This window comes from Bradyrhizobium sp. Bra78 (assembly GCF_024519855.1).
Taxonomy (GTDB): domain Bacteria; phylum Pseudomonadota; class Alphaproteobacteria; order Rhizobiales; family Xanthobacteraceae; genus Bradyrhizobium; species Bradyrhizobium japonicum_G.
Window position 1 is genome coordinate 56,763 of sequence record NZ_JALJRE010000001.1, and the last position, 16,562, is coordinate 73,324.

Sequence of the window (16,562 nt, forward strand, 5' to 3'; positions counted from 1 at the left end):
ACGCCGCAGGGTTATGCTATTCCTTTACCGCGCGCTGCGCCTCACGCGGTCTCGTAGACCAGTCTGGTGAAGAAACCGGGGTCGATCAGAAATTGTCCCCACCTCGCGTCGAACGCTTCTGTCGGCTTGGCGGCGACCGTCTCGTCGCGTGTCCTTCCCTGCTTCTTGAGATTGCCGACATTGTCCCTGATAGCGGCCAGCATGTCGCGGAATTCCTGCAGCTCGGCCTTGTTGCTTACGGGCTTGCCGTGACCGGTAATGATGATGGTGTCGTTGTTGGCGGCCGCCAGATTGGCGTCGCAGGCCGCGATCATGCCGCCGATGCTGCCGCCAGTCGAATGGTCGATGAAGGGGTAGATGCTGTTCCAGTAGGTGTCACCGGCGTGAAGAATGTTCGCCTCAGCAAATACGACTGAGATGTCGCCATCGGTATGAGCCGGACCGTTATATTTCAGCGCGATGGATGCGCCGTTGATCTTGAGATGATGCTCCTTGGCGAAGACCTCCGTCGGGACTGCCTTCGTCGCGAGAGGCAGGAAATTGTAATCCCAGTCTTCGACCCGCTGAATGCTGGAGAGATGCTTGCGGGTATTTTCGTGCGCAATGATCTTCGCGCCCGCGGCGCTCAGCCATTCATTGCCGTCGGCGTGGTCGAAATGCCAGTGCGTGTTGATGAGATGCGCGATCGGCTCGTTGCCAAGCTCGGCTAGTGCCTTGCTGAGCTGCGGGCGCGAGACGCCGATGCCACCGTCGACCAGAAGCTTGCCGTCAGGTCCCGTGAGCACGGCGATGTTGCCGCCGGATCCTTCGAGCACGCTGATGTTGTTGCGCAGCTTGTAAGTTTTGATCGGTGACGTCGCCGCGCTGTCCTTGATCAGGCTGACGAGGCCGCGGGCCTCGGCGTAGGCCTGTCGGGGGCTGAGCCATCCGCCTGTGGCGGCGAACGCAGCGGCGCCGACGCAACAGAAGCAAAATCCGCGTCGCGACATTGAATGGAGATTTGGCGATCCCATGCGAATCTCGCTTTCCGGGGCGAGTCTCGATGGCACCACGGTCGCCCTGCCGATGGTGCGGCAAAATGCGACCAAGGCGGACAGCAGTCTATCAGGATTGCACGATCAGTTTCCGTGCGGTGGCCCGCTACTCCTTCACAGCGCCGGTCAGCGACGACACGTCGTAGTCCACGAGCCGCGACTGGAAGATCGCAACCGGCAGCGAGCCGAGCAGCGATCCTGCCATCAGCGCACCCCATTGATAGACGGGCGCAGTGCCCGGGGCCTCGCATCACCTGTCGAGCGTTATCCGCCGTAACACGGCTTGCCGGCCATCTGCATTGCGCGGCTGCACCGGGGCAGCTTTTTGGTCTGTGGTTGCTTGCTATTCTGTTTGGTTGCGCTTGAGCTGCCAGTCTGGGCCTGCACGCTGGATGTGGCAGGGATGACGAACAGAGTCGCAACGACAATCAAAGCCAATGTCTTCATGTCAAATGCTCCAGAAAACAATGTGCAATGGCCTGGAGCTTATGCATGAGGCAGGCGCGTGTAAGGACGGCGCGAATCGCGCCAGACGTGTTTCGGGCGGTGCCGTTGAACGCGTTCCCGGAGCTTGGCTACTCCTTCACCGCGCCAGTCAGCGAGGACACGTAGTAATCCACGAACAGCGAATAGAAGATCGCAACGGGCAGCGAGCCGAGCAGCGAGCCCGCCATCAGCGCACCCCATTGGTAGACGTCGCCGGTGACGAGCTCGGTCAGGATCGCGACCGGCACGGTCTTGTTGGCGCCGCTCTGGATGAAGGCGAGCGCGTAGATGAACTCGTTCCAGGACAGCGTGAAGGAGAAGATGCCGGCCGAGATCAGCCCGGGCACCGCGAGCGGCAGCGTGATCCGGCGCAGGATCTGGAGCCTTGTGGCGCCGTCGACCAGCGCGCATTCCTCGAGCTCGTAGGGAATCGACTTGAAATAGCCGATCAGCAGCCAGGTGCAGAACGGCACCAGGAAGGTCGGATAAACCAGGATCAGCGCCATCGGTGAGTCGAACAGGCCGAACTGCACCACGACGGTCGCGAGCGGGATGAACAGGATCGACGGCGGCACGAGATAGGCAAGGTAAATGCCGAGGCCGACATAGGGGCTGCCGCGGAAGCGCAGGCGCTCGATCGCATAGGCGGCCAGCGTGCTCGCGATCAGCGACAGCGTGGTCGAGCCGACCGCGACCAGCATCGTCGTCCACAGCCAGCGCGGATAGGCGGTGTCGAACAAAAGGTGCTTGATGTGCGCCAGCGTCGGCGAGGTGATCCAGAACGGATTGTGCTCCTTGTAGTTCATCAGCTCCGCGTTCGGCTTGAACGACGTGATCGCCATCCAGTAGAACGGAAACAAGAGGATCAGCACGAAGCAGCCGAGCGGCAGGTAGATCATCATCAGCCGCCGCAGCCCGGAATCCCAGGCCATCGTGTCCGGCGCCGCCTTGGCGTCGGCGACGGACGGTTGGGCGACGGTATCAGTCATTGCTCTCTCCCTGCTGCCATTTGCGGCGCGCCAGGCCGAAATAGGAGAACAGCGTCGCGAACACCAGGAACGGGATCATCGACACGGCGATGGCGGCACCTTCGCCGAGCTCGCCGCCGGCAATGCCGCGCTGGAAGGCCAGCGTGGCCAGCAGATGGGTCGAGTTGCCGGGGCCGCCGCGGGTGATGGCGTAGACGAGCTGGAAATCGGTGAACGTGAAGATGATCGAGAAGGTCATGACGATCGCGAGGATCGGCATCATCATCGGGAAGGTGATGTAGCGGAAGCGCTGCCAGGCGCTGGCGCCGTCGAGCATCGCCGCCTCATAGAGCGAGGGCGAGATGGTCTGCAGGCCCGCCAGCAGCGAGATCGCGACGAAGGGAATGCCGCGCCAGATATTGGCGGCGATCAGCGAGAAGCGCGCCGGCCAGGGCGAGCCGAGGAAGTCGATATTGGTGCTGCGCACATGCAGCACGTCGACCAGCAGATAGGAGATGATCGAGAACTGGGGATCGTAGATCCACCAGAACGCCAGCGCCGACAGCACCGTCGGCACGATCCAGGGTAGCAGGATGATCGCGCGCAGCAGGCTCTTGAACGGAAAATGGTTGTTGAGCAGCAGCGCCAGCCAGAAGCCGAGCGCGAACTTCCCGAATGTCGCGATGCCCGTGTAGACCACGCTGTAGAACACCGCGTTCCACCACAGGGAATCGGTGAGCAGGTACTGGAAGTTCTCGAAGCCGACGAAAACGCCCTTTCGTCCGATCGTGGTGTCGGTGAAGGCAAGCCAGATGCCGAGGCCGAGCGGATACGTCAGGAACACCGCGAGCAGCCCGATCGCGGGCGCGAGACACATCACGACCAGGAACGGCTTGTAGTCGAACAGGCGGACCAGCCAGGACGGCTGCCGGTGTGCCAGGGCGAGAGGGGGAAGTGTGGTCACGGACATCGGTTTTTATTGTCCTGTCTGCGAAAGTCACCACGCCGTCATTACGAGCGAAGCGAAGCAATCCAGTCTGTCTCCGCAGTTGCAGTCTGGATTGCTTCGTCGCTTCGCTCCTCGCAATGACGGCCGTTGCTTCGGTTACTTCTGCCGCCGGAAGTACCGTTTGCTGCGCTGCTCGGCTTCCGCGGCCGCGGCTTCCGGCGTCGCAGCGCCGGTCGCGACGGACGCGAACATCTGAATCAGCACGTAGTCGGCGCTGACGGCGCCGGTCGCCGTCGATATCGGTCCCGCGTAACCGTCATAGTATGTGCTCTTCATTGTGTCCTTGAACAGCGCCACCTTGGGATCCTGCGACCACACGGCGGCCTCGGCATAGGCGGCCAGCGGCTGCGACCAGTAGCCGGAATTGGCATTGAGCCACGGCTCGTACTGGTCCTTTTCCAGCATGTATTGCAGGAAGGCCTTGGCGGCATTGGGGTACTTGCTGTGCTTGAACACCATGGCGTTCAGCGTCAGGCCCGCCATCGGCGAGACCTTGGCCACGCCCTTCGGCAGCAGTTGATGCTCGCTGTCCTCGGCAATCGCCTTGGTCGCCGGATCGTTCTTCAGCGAGAAGTACAGCGAGACGCCGTTGGCGGTCAGCGCGATCTCCTGCGCGGCATAGGCGCGGTTGTTGCTGACGTCGTTCCACGACGTCGTACCCGCGATGAAGGTCGGGTAGAGCTGCTTGACCCAGTTCAGCGCCGCAATCGTCTCCTTGCTGTTGATGACGACGTCGCCCGCTTCGTTGAGCAAGGCGCCGTTGTGCGACCACAGCGCCCAGCTCGCGAAGCCGTTGCCGTCGCCCTTGGCGTTGCCGAGCGCGAAGCCCGCCGGCTTGCCGGCCTTCTGGAGCTTCTGGCACAGGTCGAGGATGCCGGCATGGTCTTCCGGCACCTTGTCGAAGCCGACCGATTTCAAAATCGACTTCCGGTAGATCAGGGGGCCTGCGGTGGCGCCGAACGGCAGTCCGATCCAGGCGTCGCTCTTGTTCTTCTTCCCGTAGCGCTGCGCCAGGGGCAGCCAGCCGCCGTAACGCTTCCCGACATAGTCGGCCACGTCGGTCAGTTCGATCAGCTTGTCGATATAGATGTGCGGCGCATCGGAGAAGCCGATGATGATGTCGGGGCCGGCGCCGGAATTGGCGGTCACCGCGGTCTGCTGGTTGATGTCTTCCCAGCCGACGAAGTCGACCTTGACCTCGACGCCGGTTTCCTTGGTGAACTTGGCCGCATTGGCGCGGAACACGTCCTCGTCGGCCTGGACGAAGCGTACCGGCCGCAGCATGCTCAAGGTTGCGCCCTTTTCGATCGGCAGTTTCGGCGCGGGGACGTCCGCGGCCTTGATCGCGGATTGGGCGTTCGCCGGAGCACCGGTTGCCGCGATGGCCGCAGCGGACAGGCCCAGCGCCAAGGCATCACGACGTGTGATGTCGTTCCTCATCAGATCCTCCCTGTTATGTCTCCCTTCCCGGCGTTGATCGCCGGTGAAGGGCCTTGATGGTCCTCGACGCTCTTTGCGCCGGCCGCCTTAGCTGTTCGGCCCGCGGTCCATGCTGACGGGTTGCCAGCGGCGGAGCGCGGTGTCTTGCAGCACCGACGGATTGACGCAGCTTACCGGCCACATGCCCTGAAGCACCAGTGACAATTCGTAGCCCACCCGGCGCTTGCGCGCCTCGTCAAACCGTGCCGAGGCTGAGGCGACATGGGCGGTCAGGGTCACGTTCTCCATGCTGAGGAGGGGGTTGTTGTGCGAGGGCGGTTCCTTCTCCAGCACATCGAGGGCGGCATGGGCGATCCAGCCCTCCTGCAGCGCTTTGATCAGGCTTTCCTCGTCCACCGTGGCGCCGCGGCCGGTGTTGACGAAGACCGAGCCCTTCTTCATCTGCCGGAAATGCTTCTCGGTCAGCATGTGATGCACCTCGGGCCGGGCTGGGGCGTGCATCGACACGAAGTCGGATTGCGACAGCACCTCGTTCAGCGTCGCCGGGATGACGCCGTGGTCGTACATCAGCGTTTCCTGGATGAAGGGATCGTAGGCCATCATGCGCAGGCCGAACGGAGCGGCGCGCTTCGCAACGGCACGCGCGACGCGGCCGAACGAGATGAAGCCCAGCGTCTGACCCATCAGCCGCGGGACCTTCAGGAGCGCCGGCCGTCCCTCGGCCCAGCGGCCGCTGCGCACCATCTTGTCCTGCTCGACCAGGCGGCGGAATCCAGCGAGCAGCAGCATCATGGCATGGTCGGCGACCTCCTCGATGAAGGTGTCGGGGATGTTGGTGACGGGAATGCCGCGGGCGGTGGCCGCCTTCACGTCGACGCTGTCGACGCCGACCGAGCCGAGCGTGATCACCTTGCAGCCCTCCAGCGCGTCGATGATGGTCTTGGTGATCGGGATGCCCTTGGCGTAGATCGCGTCAGCATTCTTCGCGGCGGCGATGAATTCGGCCTCGTTGGCGGGCGCCTCGACGATCTCGGCATCGATCGGATCGAGCGCCTCGCGCTCGTAGGAATAGTCGCTGCCGGCGACCGTGAAACTCGCGCCCTTCGGCGTCACCACCCTGTATTTCGGCATGTCCTGCTCCCGATCCGGTTTCTTGTTGTGACCCGCGTTCGCACGGGCCTTTGCGTCTTTTACGCGAAATCGATGCCCTTGCGTACAATTCCCGGTTGTCCGAACGAGGATAAATTTCCCGTTGTCCTTGCGTTTTCCGGGCTTCTACGGAGGTACGTAAGTAACTTGCTAAGGCCTCTCGCACTAAAAGTTGATTCGATTTCTACCGATCTGGTCGCGTGCCCCATCCCATTATTTGCCGGAGCTATCCCGTGAAATTGAGCAATCTGAAGATCGCCCCCAAGCTCGGCATTCTGGTCGGCGTCACCTTGTTCGGTCTCTGCATTTCCGGGGTCCTCGCCGGATACCTGATGAAGCAGGAGATGGTGAACGCGCGTATCGATCAAGCCAAGGCGATCGTGGAGATGGGACGGAACTACGCCGCCGCCCTCAGGAAGCGGGTCGACGCCGGCGAACTGACGAAGGATGCGGCCTTGGCCGAACTTCGCCGTTACGGCAACGCGATGACCTACGACAACGGCTCGGGCTATCTGTTCGGCACGTCCTATGACGGCATCACCCAGCTCGCGCCCGATCCGAAGCAGATCGGCACCAACCGCATGGATGTCGTGACCAATGGTCGAAAGCTGTCGACCGAACTGATGGACGGCGTCAAGGCCAATGGTTCGATCCTGCTGTATTATGAATATGTGAAGCCCGGTCAGGAGAAGCCGATTCGCAAGCTCGGCTACGCGGTCGCAGTCCCCGGCTTCGACATGTATCTCGGCACCGGCGCCTATCTCGACGACATCGACGCCAAGATGGGCCCGGTGTTCTGGCTGCTCGGCCTCGCCTTGCTCGGTATCGTCATCGTCGCCGGAAGTGTTGCCTGGCTGATCGGCCGCAGCATCAGCCGTCCGCTGGTGCTGCTCGGTGCCCGCATGAAGGATCTCGCCGACGGCAAGCTCGAAGGCGACATCCCCGGTGTCGGCCGTGGCGACGAGGTCGGCGCGATGGCTTCGACCGTCCAGATCTTCAAGGACAACGCGGTCCGTATCCGCGAAATCGAGAAGACCGAGGCCGATGCCAAGGAGCGTGCCGCGGCGGAACGTCGCAGTGCCATGGAAGGTATCGCCAGCGACTTCGAACGCAGCGTCAACGGCATCGTCCGCTCGGTCTCCTCGGCCGCGGCTGGCATGCAGAGCACGGCGCAGTCGATGACCGCGACCGCGAGCGACGCCTCGTCGCGCGCCGCCACCGTCGGTGCCGCCTCGCAGAAGGCCTCCGGCAATGTCGGCACGGTTGCCGCCGCCGCCGAAGAGCTGTCGAGCTCGGTTGCGGAAATCTCCCGCCAGGTCACGCGCTCGACCGAAGTGGCGAGCCGCGCGGTCAACGATGCCGAGCGCACCAACGCCACGGTGCAGGAACTCTCCACCGGCGCCGAGAAGATCGGCGAGGTGGTCAAGCTGATCCATTCGATCGCGGCGCAGACCAATCTGCTCGCGCTCAACGCCACCATCGAGGCGGCGCGTGCCGGCGAATCCGGCCGCGGCTTCGCCGTCGTCGCCTCCGAGGTCAAGGCGCTCGCCAACCAGACCGCGAAGGCGACCGAGGAAATCTCCGCTCAGGTTGCGGCAATGCAGACTTCGACCAGCGATGCCGTCGCGGCCATTGCCGGCATCACCCAGACCATCGCCGAGATGAGCGAGATCACCGCCGGCATTTCCTCGTCCATCGAGCAGCAGGGCGAGGCAACCCGCGAGATCGCCCGCAACATCCAGTCGGTCGCGGCGGGATCGAACGAGATCAACGCCAATATCGGCAGCGTCACCTCGGCCGCGGAAGCGACCGGCACGGCGGCCACCGACGTGCTCACCAACGCCCGCGAGCTGGACAGCCAGTCCGGCGCGCTGCGCAGCGCCGTCGACGGCTTCCTCGCCAAGGTGCGCGCGGCTTAAATCTCGCGATGAATTCGCAGGGTGGGCAAAGGCGCGCAAGCGCCGTGCCCACCTTTTCTTTTCGGTTCGTTGAAATGCCGGTGGGCACGCTTCGCTTTGCCCATCCTGCGGCGCCGCGGCGCGCATCAGCCCATTACTGCTTCTCGATCCCCGCATCCCGGATCAGCTTTTCCCACAGCACGAGCTGCTCGTTCACGAAGGTGCCGAGCTGCTCCGGCGTGCCCGAAAACGCGTCCATGCCGAGAGTGGCGAGCTGGGCCTTGATCTCCGGCTTCTCGACGATCTTCCGGATCTCGGCGTTGAGCCGCGTCACGATCTCCCTGGGCATGCCGGCCGGGCCGAAATAGCCCTGCCACGACGAGATGTCGAAGTTCGGCACGCCGGCCTCCTGCATCGAGGGCAGGTTCGGCACAAGCGGCGAGCGGTCCTTGGTGGTGACGGCGAGCGCGCGCAGCGCGTTGCCGTTGACATGCGGCAGGCCGGTCAGGATGTCCACGAACATCATCGAGACGCGGCCGCCCATGACGTCGTTGAGCGCCGGCGGCGAGCTCTTGTAGGGTACGTGCAACAGGTCGAGCCCGGCATTGTGCGCAAAGGTCGCGCCCGACACGATCGCCGACGAGGAGCCCGAGGCGTAGCTCAGCTTGCCCGGATTGGCCTTGCCATAGGCGACGAGCTCGCCGACGGTCTTCGCCGGCAACTCGGGGTGAATCACCAGCATGAACGGCAAATCGCCGGTGCGCGCGATCGGGGTGAAATCCTTGACGGGGTCGTAAGTGAGGCTCTTGAGCAGATAGGGATTGGCCGAGTGCGTGGTGTTGGTGGTCACCAGCAGCGTGTAGCCGTCGGGCGCGGCGCGCGCGACATAGGTCGCGGCGATCATGCCGTTGGCGCCCGCCTTGTTCTCGATCACGATGCCGACCCCGAGCGCCTGCGACAGATGCTGCGAGATCAGCCGCGTCGTGGTGTCGGTGCCGCTGCCGGCCGCGAACGGCAGCACCAGCGTGATGTTGCGGCTCGGCCAGTTGTCGGCTTGCGCGCCGGTTGCGGCGGCGAGACACAGCGCGGCCGCGCCGGCGTTGCGCAGGGCTCGGATCAGTGATGACAGCATGTCTGGACGTTCCCTCTTTTTGGTTGGCGGGGAACCTAGCCAATCCACATCAAAACCGGAAGACGCGATTGACCTGCTCTCGTGCCCCGGACGCAGCGCAGCGCTTCTTCAGCGGTGCGCTGCGCCCGGGACACGAGACTTGTTGTGCGTCCGCGGTGCGGAATTACTTCACTGCGGAGCCCTGGCGCGAGGCGATCACGACGCCGGCGAGGACCAGCGCGTAGCCGATCAGGTGGAACGGCTGGAGCTTTTCGCCGAGCAGCAGGATCGCCATCGCCGAGCCGAACACCGGCACCAGATGGAAGAACGGCGCGGCGCGGTTAGGCCCGATCAGCGCTACGCCGCGATTGAAGAAGAGGTAGGCGAGCGTCGAAGGAAAGATCAGGATGTAGCCGAGCGTCGCCAGCGTCACCGCGTCGAATTGCATGACGCGGCCGCTCCAGGTCTCCCAGATCGCCGTGGGCAGCAGCATGAACGCGCCACAGCAGGTGGTGAAGGAGAGGAAGGAAAGCTGATGGACCTTCGGCCGGCGCGGGATGAAGGCGGAGTAGAGCCCGAACGCCACCAGCGAGGACGCGAACATGAGGTCGCCCCGGTTGAAGCTGATGCTCGCGAGCGCCGCGAAATCGCCGTGCAGGATGATGACGAGCACGCCGAGAAGCGAGATCGCGATGCCGGCAAGCTGCGCGCCCGTCAACCGGACGCCGAACAGCACCAGCGACCACAGCGCCACGAACAGCGGTCCGGCCGACTGGATCAGCAGCGCGTTCAACGCCTCCGTGTATTGCAGCGCCCAGTACGAGATCGCGTTGTTGAACGCGAAGCCGACCAGCGACAGGAACAGCATCAGCGGCAGGCTCTTGCGCAGGTGAGGCCAGTCGCGCTTCAGATGCGGCCAGGAGAACGGCAGCAGGATCAGGAACACGCCGAACCAGCGGATCGTGGTCACCGTCAGCGGCGGGACATGCGCGCCGACATGGCGCGCGAGCACGATGTTGCCGGCCCAGAACAGCGAGCTCAGGCTGAGCAGCAGGTAAGGCTGGTTGTTGAGCCAACTGGCCGGATTCGAGGGCGGTGGCGCGGGCGAGGCAATCGTCATTGGCGTCGGATGCAACCTTGCGCCGGATTCCCGTCGTGACACAAGTCACGGCGCCGCAATGCTACAATGCGTGCATGATCTGAGGAGGCGTCTTTGGCGGTCAATATGTTGAACATCGCGGGCCTGCAAGGGCTCGACCAGCGTGCGCCGGTGGTGATGCTGAACCTGATGCGCTTCCACGAACGCTCGCGCGACGGCGACGGTTCGGGCTGGGAGGCTTATCTTCGCTACAGCGCGATCACCGTGCCCATGATCAAGGCACGTGGCGGCACGCTGCTCTGGACCGGAGACGCCAAGACGGTGGCACTCGGTCCGCAGGATGGCAACGATTGGGATTTCGTCGCGCTGGTCTCCTACCCGTCGGTCGCGGCCTTCCTCGACATGATGACGTCGGAGGCCTACGAGCGTGACGCCGATCCGCACCGCGTCAACGGCTGCGCCGAGCATGTGATCGTTGCGACGGAGCAAGCCTATAGTAAATTCAGCGCCGGCTGATCCTGCCGGGCTCGCGGACCATGCGTGCGTGTTTTATCTATAACATGCAACCCCTGGACGCGACTTCGGCGCAGTTGCGCGCCAAATGTGAACTATTCGGTTGCCTGGGGGTGCCAAAGATGGTGCCTTTGGCCGGTGAGCGCGCATGACGGGCATTGCAGGCCCAGCGTGACGCGTTGCGGTGCTGCTTCCTCCTGGTCGATTATTGCTTCGTTGGGGATCAGATGCTCTGTGAGCGTTGTGGCGGTGACAATCCGGCGACCAATCGCTTCTGTCACGGCTGCGGTTCGGCTCTGCCGATGGCCTGCTCCGCCTGCAATCATCTCAGCCCGCCCGGCTCGGGTTTTTGCGGGGCCTGCGGCGCGGCCCTGAATGCCGCGAGCAGGCCAATTCCGGCAGTGGCGGGGCATTCTACCAGGCCGATTCGGGGCGAGCTGAAGCAGGTGACGGTGCTGTTCGCCGATCTCGTCAGCTCGACCGAGATCGTTGCCGGCCTAACCGCCGAAGATGCCATGCAGCGTCTCAAGCCCGCGCTCGATTCCATGTGCGATGGCGTGGAGCGGTTCGAAGGCACAGTGGTGCGAACTCTCGGCGATGGCATCCTCGCCTTCTTCGGCGCACCGCGCGCGCAGGAGGGCCACGCCCTGCTGGCGTGCGAGGCGGCGCTGGCGATCCGCGACGCGTTTCGTGCGCGCGATGATGCCATGTCGGTACGCATCGGGCTGCATTCCGGCGAGATCGTCGCGGATGCTCCGATCGTCGACACGGTCACCGAGCACGGCGCTTACGGGCTCACCATTCATCTCGCAAGCCGCCTGCCGGCCAAGGCGGAACCGGGTGAGATTTGCCTGACCGACGAGACTTACCGCCTGGTGCGCTCGTTCTGCGATGTCGGGCCGCTCGGCCGTCATCGCCTGCGCGGTGTGCCAGAGCCGATCGAACTGTATCTTCTCAAGAACCTCAAGCCGGCGGTCGCCAGCCAGCAATTCCGCGGCGTCGCCCTGGCGACGTTCCGCGGGCGCGAGCGGGAGATGGCTCTGCTGCAGCGGACCCTGGCGGCGGTGGAGACCGGCAGCTCGCGCGTCACCGGCATCGTCGGCCCGCCCGGGACCGGCAAGAGCCGGCTGTGCTACGAGTTCGCTGAATGGTGCCGCGCGCGTCACATTCCGGTGTTCGAGGCCCGGGCGCAGCCCTATGGCACGGCAACGCCGCTGCAGCCGGTGCTCGAATTCTTGCGTTCGACCTATTTCAACGTCTCGCCGGACGACGAGCCCGATCTGGCGGTGAAGCAGATCGCCACGCGCCTCGCCGAGCTCGGCTCGACCTTCGAGGCGGACCTCTGGCTGGTCTGCGATTTCCTCGGCATCAGGCACGGCCAGGGCCCACCCTCCTGGCTCGGTCCGCGCGCCCGCAACGTTCGTCTGCTGGACATCGTCCGGCACATGATTCGCCAGCGCGGCGCGTCGGCGTCGGTGATCATCATCGAGGACCTGCATTGGCTCGATCAGGCGAGCGAGGAATTCGTCGCAACGCTCGTTGACGCGGTGATCTCCACCAAGACGGTCCTGATCGTGAATTTCCGGCCGGCCTATTTCGCGCCCTGGATGAGCGGGCCGCTGTACCAGCAGATCGAGCTCGCCGAGCTCTCGCCGACGGATACGGACGATCTCGTCAACGAGCTGCTCGGGCCGGGGGACGAGCTTCTCGACGTACGGCGGCGCGTCGCCGAGCGCAGCGGCGGCAATCCGTTCTTCGCCGAGGAACTGATTCGTTCCCTGGTCGAGCATCTGGCCATCGTCGGCGAGCAGGGCGGCTACCGGCGCGGCATCTCCGGTGTCTCCGACGTGCTGCCGCCGACCGTGCAGGCCGTGATCGGCGCGCGGATTGATCGGCTGGCGCCCGGCGATCGCGACCTCCTGCACACGGCGGCGATCATCGGCAAGGAGTTTCAGCTCGCGGTCCTGCAGAGCGTCGCCAACCTGCCCGCCGCTGAACTCGAGGCGACGCTGGCCCGGCTCTGTTCCGCCGAGATGCTCCAGGCGCGCAGCGGCGAGGACGGCCAGGGCTATAGCTTCCGTCATCCCCTGATCCAGGAGATCGCCTACTCGACCCAGCTCCGCGCGCGGCGCAGCCTTCTGCACGCGCGGGTGGCGCGCGCGATCGAGCAATTCTATCCGGAGCGGCTCGAGGAGTTCGCAGCGCTCCTGTCGCACCATTTCGAGCAGGCCGGCGAGGTCGACGCCGCCGCCGAATACGCCGCGCGCGCCGCGCGCTGGATCGGCTCGACCAGTCCGGCAGAAGCGATCCGGCATTGGCACAAGGTGCGCGCGCTGAAGGGGGGACAGAAGCGCAGTTCCGCGGGCGATGTGCTCAGGATCGCGGCCAGCAGCCAGATCGCCTGGCTAGGCTGGCGCGAGGGCATGACGTCGGAGGACGCAAGGCCCTTCATTCAGGAAGCGTTGGAATGGGCGCAGGAGATCGACGATTCCATGATCCCGCTCCTGCTGTTCGTCGAAGGACGGATCGCGGGCGCGAGCGGCGGGCAAGCCGATGCCTATGTCAACACCGTCAGGGAAGCCCTGGCGCTGACGGAATCGCGACAGCTCACCAGCCGCGCTGCGACGCTCAATGCCTCGCTCAGCCAGGCCTATGGCTGGGCCGGCCTTTTGCGCGAAGCCCTGACGGCGAGTGATGCGGCGCTCGCCGGTGTCCCCGGCATCACCGAGTTCGAGCACCAGTTCCTTGGCTACAATGTCGAGCACTGGATCCTCGGCTTGCGCGGCCGAATTCTCGTTCGTCTCGCCCGTTTCGACGAGGCGCGGCGGTGCTTCGATCGCATTCTCGCCATCGATCCGACGCTGATCGATCCGACGGTGCAGTTCATCGCGCATCTTGGGCATGTCGATCTCGCCTGGTGCCTTGGCGATTCCGCGATGGCCTCCACCCATGCATGGCGCGTGATCGAACTGGCGACGCGCCAGGCCAGTCCGTATTTGCGCGCCTATTCGCTGGCCTGCATCGGCACGGCGCAGGGCATCGCGCAGAACTATCAGGCCGCAATCCTGTCGTTGACGGAGGGCGTCGAGTTCGTGCGCGCGGCGCGCGTCGCCATGGAAATCGAACCGGAGATGCTTGCAAGCATCGCCGACTATCAGCTTCGTTCGGGCGCCCACGCCGCGGCCATCGACAAGGCGCGGGAAGCGATCGCGGTGGCGCAGGAACGGCACGCCCGGCTGCCGGAATGCCGCGCCACCATCGCGCTCGCCGCCGCGCTGGCGGCGAGCAACAACCTGGATCACCTCGGCGAGGTGGCCGTCCTCGTCGATCGGGCCGAGGCCTTGATCGAGCTGACGGGGGCGGGCATCTACCGGCGGCTGCTGGAGGAGACGCGACGACGGCTGTCGGTCGGTGCGTGAAGGCTAGACTTTCCGCACGATGAGCGTGAACTCCATCAATCCATAGCCGTCGTGCACCTCGGCAGTGGCATTGAACCGGCTGGCGCAGTAGCGCGCCCAGGATGCGGTGTCGGTGGTGTAGAGGCCGCGGCGGGCGGGCGCACCTGGCGGCCGCTTCATGAAATTGACGCCGAAGCCGCGCCTGGTGGTGCGATGGAGGTCATCGAAGCTCGCCGCGATGAACTGCTCCCAGTCGTGCTGCGGCTGATCCTGCGCGACGTTGAAAATACCGCTGGCGACCGCGTAGTCGGCTATCCGGGGGCTGTTATGGCCAAGAGCGAAGGCGGTGTTGCCGCGGTCCCGCCACAGCCGCCGCGCCCGCCGAACCATCGCATCCGACACGTCGATGCCGAGATAGTCCACCGCGCACCCGCCATGCCGGCGGCCGAGATAGGCGATCAGCGCGCCATAGCCGCAACCGAGATCGTTCAGCGAGAAGGGCGATGCGAAGTCGCACAATTTCAGGAGCTGGACGAAGCGCATCTCCTGCGTGGCCTGGCAGGTCCAGTCGACACCGTTCGGTGTCGCGCCGAAGCGTGCGACCTTCGCCGAATAATAGGCGGCGATGCCGCTGTAGATCCGGGCCAGGTCTCCGGCGCCCGGAGAGGCTGGCTCCCTTGCGACAACGGCGGCGCGCATCGGCCCGCCTATTTCTTCGGCTTCTTCTTGCCCTTGCCCTTGTCCTTGCTTCCAGGCGGGACCTTGGGCGCCATCGGCACCGAGATCGTGAGATAGGTTCGCTCGATGTAGAAGATCGGGTTGTCCTCGCGAACCACGACCCGCAGTCCGTAGCCGCCGGTATCGCGGGAATCATGGGCCTTCATGAAGCAAGGCAGCGGCGACTTGCGCGCAAAGTTCTTGATCAATGCGTTCACGATGCGCTGGTCGCCTGTTTCGCCGTCCTGGTCCGATGGAACCTTGGCCAGCCAGGCCAGCACGCTGTACCACCGGTTCTTTGCACGGTTGTTGTTCAGGCCGCCCAATCCGAGCAGCTTTGCGCTCTCGACGAACGGCCGTCCTTGCTGGAAGATTTCGAATTCGTCCTGCAGGGCCTTGATTTCGGACACGCCCCCGGCGGTCAGCTCGAGATCTGTCTGCTCGGGACCAAACCTCAAATTGAAGAGATCGAAAAGCGGACCGATATAGATATCGTCCTCGGCCATCAACGCGCCCATACCACTCTCCCTGACAATTGCAGTTGGGTTATTGGATCGGGAAGCCAGCAATGGGGATATTGAACCTTGGTCCCGGACAAATTGCAAGGAAGCGGGAGGGGTGTCGGCCTACTTCTTCCGCTCAACGCGCTTTCTGCCCCTCCAGTGTCAACCCATCCACAGCGGCGCGGCACGCATTGCGACCGCACAGCGGGTGGCGGCGGGGCTGCTCGGCATCACGGCGCTCTGCATGGGTGCGGCGCGCTACCTTTGAAGACGAGCTAGACTAGCTCGCCTGCTTCCTCGACGCCGCGAACACGCCCGAGAGCACCAGCGCGAAGCCGATGAAGTGGAACGCCTGCGGGTGCTCGCCGAGGAAGACCATTGCCATGATCGAGCCGAACACCGGCACCACATGGAAGAACGGCGCGGCGCGGTTGGCGCCGATCAGCCGGACGCCGCGATTGAAGCAGAGATAGGCGAGCGTCGAGGGGAACACGGCGACATAGAACAGGGTGAGCAGGTTGGGCCCGTCGAGCTTCATCACGGGACGCGCGTAGAGTTCCCAGATCTCCAGCGGGATAAGACAGGCGGCGCCGGCGCCGAAGGTGAAGGCAAGGAACGACAGGCCGTGCATCGGCGGGCGCTTCAGGCTCAGCACCGAATAGAGTGCGAAGATCAGCAGCGCGACGATGAAGATGAGGTCGCCCTTGTTGAAGTCGATCTTCGACAGGGTGGTGAAATCGCCGTGCAGGAGAATCGTCAGCACGCCGCACATCGACAGCAGCACACCAAAACTCTGCGCGCCCGTGAGCCTGATGCCGAGGATGACCAGCGACCACAGCGCCACGAGCAGCGGCGCGGCCGACTGGAGCAGCAATGTATTGAGCGCCTGGGTATGCTCCAGCGCCCAATATTGCAGCGTGTTGAAGGCGCCGATGCCGGTGATCGAGAGCGTCACCATCAGCCCGAGCCTGCTGCGGATGGCGGGCCAGTCCTGCGCAAGATGTTTCCAGGCGAACGGCAGCACCAGCAGGAAAGCGAAGAACCAGCGCAGGAAGGAGAGCGTCACCGGCGGGATATGGCCGGCGGCGAGCCGCCCGACGATGGCGTTGCCGGCCCAGCACAGCGCGGTGATGCTGAGCAGGAGGTAGGGCTGGTTGGCGATCCAGTTGTGGCCGGATGTCTCCGCGCGCGTGGTCTGGCCGGTGGCGGACATTGTGATCGTTATGGCCCCGCGTCA

Annotated in this window: 13 protein-coding genes and 1 pseudogene; 3 read left to right on the top strand and 11 right to left on the bottom strand. The window is 64.4% G+C overall.

Going from position 1 to position 16,562, the window contains the following annotated elements; translation table 11 throughout:
• Positions 1-41: 41 nt before the first annotated feature.
• The 6 genes and pseudogenes from OC450_RS00270 to OC450_RS00295 all read right to left on the bottom strand — a co-directional run bounded on the left by OC450_RS00270 (position 42) and on the right by OC450_RS00295 (position 6,068).
• Positions 42-1,013 carry an MBL fold metallo-hydrolase gene (locus tag OC450_RS00270; protein ID WP_211382278.1) on the bottom strand — a complete coding sequence of 324 codons (972 nt, stop codon included), beginning with the start codon at positions 1,011-1,013 and terminating at the stop codon, positions 42-44.
• Positions 1,014-1,140: 127 nt separating this feature from the next.
• Positions 1,141-1,260 (bottom strand): annotated as a pseudogene (locus OC450_RS00275) (carbohydrate ABC transporter permease); the annotation flags it as partial.
• A 349-nt stretch (positions 1,261-1,609) separates the two neighbouring features.
• Complete coding sequence (locus tag OC450_RS00280; protein ID WP_306235220.1) at positions 1,610-2,452, bottom strand: carbohydrate ABC transporter permease; 843 nt, start codon at positions 2,450-2,452, stop codon at positions 1,610-1,612.
• Between the two features lie 49 nt (positions 2,453-2,501).
• A complete protein-coding gene (locus OC450_RS00285; protein WP_256805717.1) occupies positions 2,502-3,458 on the bottom strand; it encodes a carbohydrate ABC transporter permease in 957 nt (318 codons plus the stop codon).
• A gap of 135 nt (positions 3,459-3,593) precedes the next feature.
• Entirely contained in the window at positions 3,594-4,937 is a 1,344-nt protein-coding gene (locus OC450_RS00290; RefSeq protein WP_256805718.1) for an ABC transporter substrate-binding protein, read from the bottom strand.
• Between the two features lie 87 nt (positions 4,938-5,024).
• On the bottom strand, positions 5,025-6,068 hold the full coding sequence (locus OC450_RS00295) for a C-terminal binding protein (protein WP_211382282.1): 1,044 nt from the start codon (positions 6,066-6,068) through the stop codon (positions 5,025-5,027).
• Positions 6,069-6,319: 251 nt separating this feature from the next.
• Between OC450_RS00295 and OC450_RS00300 the strand changes: the two genes are divergently transcribed.
• A complete protein-coding gene (locus OC450_RS00300; RefSeq protein WP_262046962.1) occupies positions 6,320-8,005 on the top strand; it encodes a methyl-accepting chemotaxis protein in 1,686 nt (561 codons plus the stop codon).
• 133 nt (positions 8,006-8,138) lie between these two features.
• On the opposite strand, the gene OC450_RS00305 is transcribed toward OC450_RS00300, so the two are convergent.
• Both OC450_RS00305 and OC450_RS00310 read right to left on the bottom strand, forming a co-directional pair.
• Positions 8,139-9,116: a Bug family tripartite tricarboxylate transporter substrate binding protein gene (locus tag OC450_RS00305; RefSeq protein ID WP_211382284.1), complete on the bottom strand. Its 978-nt coding sequence runs from the start codon at positions 9,114-9,116 to the stop codon at positions 8,139-8,141.
• A gap of 163 nt (positions 9,117-9,279) precedes the next feature.
• Positions 9,280-10,215: a DMT family transporter gene (locus tag OC450_RS00310; RefSeq protein ID WP_211382285.1), complete on the bottom strand. Its 936-nt coding sequence runs from the start codon at positions 10,213-10,215 to the stop codon at positions 9,280-9,282.
• Between the two features lie 105 nt (positions 10,216-10,320).
• On the opposite strand from OC450_RS00310, the gene OC450_RS00315 reads away from it, so the two are divergent.
• Entirely contained in the window at positions 10,321-10,710 is a 390-nt protein-coding gene (locus OC450_RS00315; protein ID WP_211382286.1) for a DUF1330 domain-containing protein, read from the top strand.
• Between the two features lie 224 nt (positions 10,711-10,934).
• Positions 10,935-14,126 carry an adenylate/guanylate cyclase domain-containing protein gene (locus tag OC450_RS00320; protein ID WP_211382287.1) on the top strand — a complete coding sequence of 1,064 codons (3,192 nt, stop codon included), beginning with the start codon at positions 10,935-10,937 and terminating at the stop codon, positions 14,124-14,126.
• A 3-nt stretch (positions 14,127-14,129) separates the two neighbouring features.
• Here the strand turns inward: OC450_RS00320 and OC450_RS00325 are convergent, their stop codons facing one another.
• The 3 genes from OC450_RS00325 to OC450_RS00335 form a co-directional block, all read right to left on the bottom strand.
• A complete protein-coding gene (locus tag OC450_RS00325) occupies positions 14,130-14,804 on the bottom strand; it encodes a class I SAM-dependent methyltransferase (RefSeq protein ID WP_262046963.1) in 675 nt (224 codons plus the stop codon).
• Between the two features lie 8 nt (positions 14,805-14,812).
• The gene (locus OC450_RS00330; protein ID WP_211382289.1) at positions 14,813-15,340 is read right to left on the bottom strand and encodes a hypothetical protein; all 528 of its coding nucleotides are present in this window, start codon (positions 15,338-15,340) and stop codon (positions 14,813-14,815) included.
• A gap of 265 nt (positions 15,341-15,605) precedes the next feature.
• The gene (locus tag OC450_RS00335; protein WP_256805723.1) at positions 15,606-16,538 is read right to left on the bottom strand and encodes a DMT family transporter; all 933 of its coding nucleotides are present in this window, start codon (positions 16,536-16,538) and stop codon (positions 15,606-15,608) included.
• Positions 16,539-16,562 lie beyond the last annotated feature (24 nt).

Bases quoted from the DNA above. Each gene is read 5' to 3' on its own strand.
- OC450_RS00270 (WP_211382278.1), bottom strand. From the start codon at position 1,013: ATGGGATCGCCAAATCTCCATTCAATGTCGCGACGCGGATTTTGCTTC.
- OC450_RS00280 (WP_306235220.1), bottom strand. From the start codon at position 2,452: ATGGCCTGGGATTCCGGGCTGCGGCGGCTGATGATGATCTACCTGCCG.
- OC450_RS00285 (WP_256805717.1), bottom strand. From the start codon at position 3,458: ATGTCCGTGACCACACTTCCCCCTCTCGCCCTGGCACACCGGCAGCCG.
- OC450_RS00290 (WP_256805718.1), bottom strand. From the start codon at position 4,937: ATGAGGAACGACATCACACGTCGTGATGCCTTGGCGCTGGGCCTGTCC.
- OC450_RS00295 (WP_211382282.1), bottom strand. From the start codon at position 6,068: ATGCCGAAATACAGGGTGGTGACGCCGAAGGGCGCGAGTTTCACGGTC.
- OC450_RS00305 (WP_211382284.1), bottom strand. From the start codon at position 9,116: ATGCTGTCATCACTGATCCGAGCCCTGCGCAACGCCGGCGCGGCCGCG.
- OC450_RS00310 (WP_211382285.1), bottom strand. From the start codon at position 10,215: ATGACGATTGCCTCGCCCGCGCCACCGCCCTCGAATCCGGCCAGTTGG.
- OC450_RS00315 (WP_211382286.1), top strand. From the start codon at position 10,321: ATGTTGAACATCGCGGGCCTGCAAGGGCTCGACCAGCGTGCGCCGGTG.
- OC450_RS00320 (WP_211382287.1), top strand. From the start codon at position 10,935: ATGCTCTGTGAGCGTTGTGGCGGTGACAATCCGGCGACCAATCGCTTC.
- OC450_RS00325 (WP_262046963.1), bottom strand. From the start codon at position 14,804: ATGCGCGCCGCCGTTGTCGCAAGGGAGCCAGCCTCTCCGGGCGCCGGA.
- OC450_RS00330 (WP_211382289.1), bottom strand. From the start codon at position 15,340: ATGGGCGCGTTGATGGCCGAGGACGATATCTATATCGGTCCGCTTTTC.
- OC450_RS00335 (WP_256805723.1), bottom strand. From the start codon at position 16,538: ATGTCCGCCACCGGCCAGACCACGCGCGCGGAGACATCCGGCCACAAC.